Consider the following 2767-nt stretch of genomic DNA (forward strand, 5'->3'; position numbering starts at 1 on the left):
AAAGCGGTTGTAGGCCCGAACCACGGCTTCGAGGTAATTCAGAATCTGCAGGGCCGGCAAAAACGCCCGGATGGTGGTGGCCAGCACCGGGGTGCGGCCCATGCCGCCGCCCACCAGCACCTTGAAGCCCAGCGCGCCGTCTTCGTTTTTGATCAGGTGCAGGCCGACGTCGTGCCAGGCGGTGGCGGCACGGTCTTCCAGCGCGCCGGTGATGGCAATTTTGAACTTGCGCGGCAAAAAGGCGAACTCAGGGTGCAGCGTGCTCCACTGGCGCATGATTTCGGCGTAGGGGCGCGGGTCGGCCACCTCGTCGACGGCGATGCCGGCGCGTTCGTCGCTGGTGATGTTGCGGATGCAGTTGCCGCTGGTCTGGATGCCGTGCATGTCAACGCTGGCCAGCAGGTCCATCACATCGGCAGACTTGTCCAGCGCAATCCAGTTGTACTGGATGTTCTGGCGCGTCGTGAAGTGGGCGTAGCCGCTGGTCAGCCTGGAGTTGACGGACTGGCCGTTCTTCAGGGGAATGGCGCCGAGCTTGTCTTGGGCTGCCTGCGCGCCGTCAAACAGTGCTGCGTTGGGCTGGTCATAGTCGCGTGCAATGGTGGCCAGCACGCGCAGTTGGGCGCTGGAGAGTTCACCGTAAGGCACGGCGACGCGCAGCATGGGCGCATAGCGCTGCACATACCAGCCGTTCTGCAGGCGCAGCGGCCTGAATTCATCTTCAGGCAACTGGCCGGCCTGCCAGCGCGTCAGCTGGTCACGGTATTGGCGGGCGCGGGCTTTCACAAACTGGCGGTCAAATTCGGTGTATTGGTACATGGAGGTCGAGGGTCAAGTGAAAGTCGTACGGATTAAATGGAAATAAGCTTGACGCCGGCATAGGCCAGCAGGGCGGACAGCAGTGAGCGGATGACGCGGTCGGGCGTTTTGCGCATCAGGTGCGCGCCCAGCCAGATGCCGGGCAGCGAACCGGCCAGCAGCTTGAGCAGCAAGGGCCAGTCGACCGAGCCTAGGGAGGCGTGGCCCAGGCCCGCCACCAGCGTGAGCGGAACGGCATGGGCAATGTCGGCCGCCACAATGCGCGGCAGCGGCAGGGCGGGGTAAAGCATCATCAGCACAATCACGCCAATGGCACCGGCGCCGACCGAGGTGATGGTGACGAGGGTGCCAATCACGGCGCCAAACAGCACCGGCAGCGCCCAATGCTGCGCGCGCGTGGCCTGGCTGATCAGTTCGGGGGCAATGGCCAGGGGCACCGCTTTGCCGCGCAGCACTTTGTAAAAGGTGGCACCGGCCGTCAGCAGCAGCGCCAGGCCCAAGGTGGTGGTCATCACCGTCTGGGTCGCCGGGTTGGCGGGGCCGAGTCGCTGCAGCACATACAGGGTGATCAGCGAGGCCGGGAGGCTGCCCGCGGCCACCTGGCCCACAATGCGCCAGTCCACGATCCGGGCGCGTGCCAGGCTGAGGGTGCCGCCCATTTTGGTGAAAGCGGCAAACAGCAGGTCGGTGCCTATGGCCAGGTGCGGTTTGATGCCGAACACAAAAATCAGTATCGGCGTCATCAGCGAGCCGCCACCGACCCCCGTCAGGCCCACCACGAGGCCCACAGAGAATCCGGCAAATATGAAGGCAAATTCATGCATAAGGGGAAAAATGTAGCTTCACTGCTTATGAAACCAAACTACACATTTGTTCTGCTCTTATGCGGATAAGCTTATTCGCCAGTGTTCATGCGGGTTCCGGAGCGTTTTGGTGGGCCGGCTGTTTAAACGGAACGGTGTGTGCCGGCAGGGCGCCGTGTGTAAAGGCGGTGTGCTGGTACAGTCCCAGCTTTTTGTGTTCGACGGTCTGCAGGCGTGTGCATGCCAAGCCTCGCATTGCTAATTTATGGAGAAACCCGTGAAATTAACGAAATCTGCCCTGATGGGCGCTCTGCTGCTGGCGTTGGTGGCCAGCCTGGCGCATGCGGTGTCAAAACCGCCGATCAAAATCGGGGAAATCAACAGCTACTCGACCATGCCGCAGTTCACCCAGCCTTACCGCCAGGGCTGGCAGTTGGCCGTCGAAGAAATCAATGTGGCGGGTGGCCTGCTGGGACGCAAGGTTGAAGTGATTGCCCGCGATGACGCGGGCAAGCCCGAAGAAGCGCTGCGCCACGCGATTGAGTTGACCGCCAAGGAAAAGGTCGATGTGCTGGCGGGCGGCTTTTTGTCCAACGTGGGGCTGGCCCTGGCCGACCACGCGCAGAAAAACAAGCGCCTGTTCATTGCCAGCGAACCGCTGACCGATGCCCTGGTGTGGGACAAAGGCAACCGCTACACCTTCCGGCTGCGCCCCAGCACCTATATGCAGGCCGCCATGCTGGTCGAAGAAGCCGCCAAACTGCCGGCCAAGCGCTGGGCCACGATTGCGCCTAATTACGAATACGGCCAAAGTGCGGTCGCCAGCTTCAAGGAATTGCTCAAGGCCAGGCGCCCCGATGTGGAGTTTGTCGGCGAGCAGTGGCCCGCGCTGGGCAAGCTGGAGGCCGGCACCACGCTGCAGGCCACGATGCAGTCCAAACCCGACGCGATTTTCAACGTGACCTTTGGCGCCGACCTGGCCAAACTGGTGCGTGAAGGTAACCAGCGCGGCATTTTCCCCAAAACGCCGGTGGTGTCGCTGCTGTCGGGCGAACCCGAGTACCTGGATGTGCTGAAAGACGAAACGCCCAAGGGCTGGATCGTGACCGGCTACCCTTGGGACCAGATCGACTCCAGCGAGCACG

At 62.5% G+C, this 2767-nt stretch carries 3 protein-coding genes; 1 reads left to right on the forward strand and 2 read right to left on the reverse strand.

Features of this window, described 5'->3' with window-relative positions; all coding sequences use genetic code 11:
• Positions 1-819, reverse strand: an 819-nt coding sequence (locus Q8K05_RS07515; RefSeq protein ID WP_305245896.1) for a nitrite/sulfite reductase, incomplete at its 3' end; no start/stop codon positions are given.
• A 32-nt stretch (positions 820-851) separates the two neighbouring features.
• Complete coding sequence (locus tag Q8K05_RS07520) at positions 852-1643, reverse strand: sulfite exporter TauE/SafE family protein (protein ID WP_305245898.1); 792 nt, start codon at positions 1641-1643, stop codon at positions 852-854.
• Between the two features lie 256 nt (positions 1644-1899).
• Between Q8K05_RS07520 and Q8K05_RS07525 the strand changes: the two genes are divergently transcribed.
• Positions 1900-2767: ABC transporter substrate-binding protein (locus Q8K05_RS07525; protein ID WP_370868797.1), on the forward strand; the 868-nt coding region annotated here is incomplete at its 3' end.

It is taken from the genome of Polaromonas sp. (assembly GCF_030682935.1).
GTDB lineage: Bacteria > Pseudomonadota > Gammaproteobacteria > Burkholderiales > Burkholderiaceae_C > Polaromonas.

Bases quoted from the DNA above. Each gene is read 5' to 3' on its own strand.
- Q8K05_RS07520 (WP_305245898.1), bottom strand. From the start codon at position 1,643: ATGCATGAATTTGCCTTCATATTTGCCGGATTCTCTGTGGGCCTCGTG.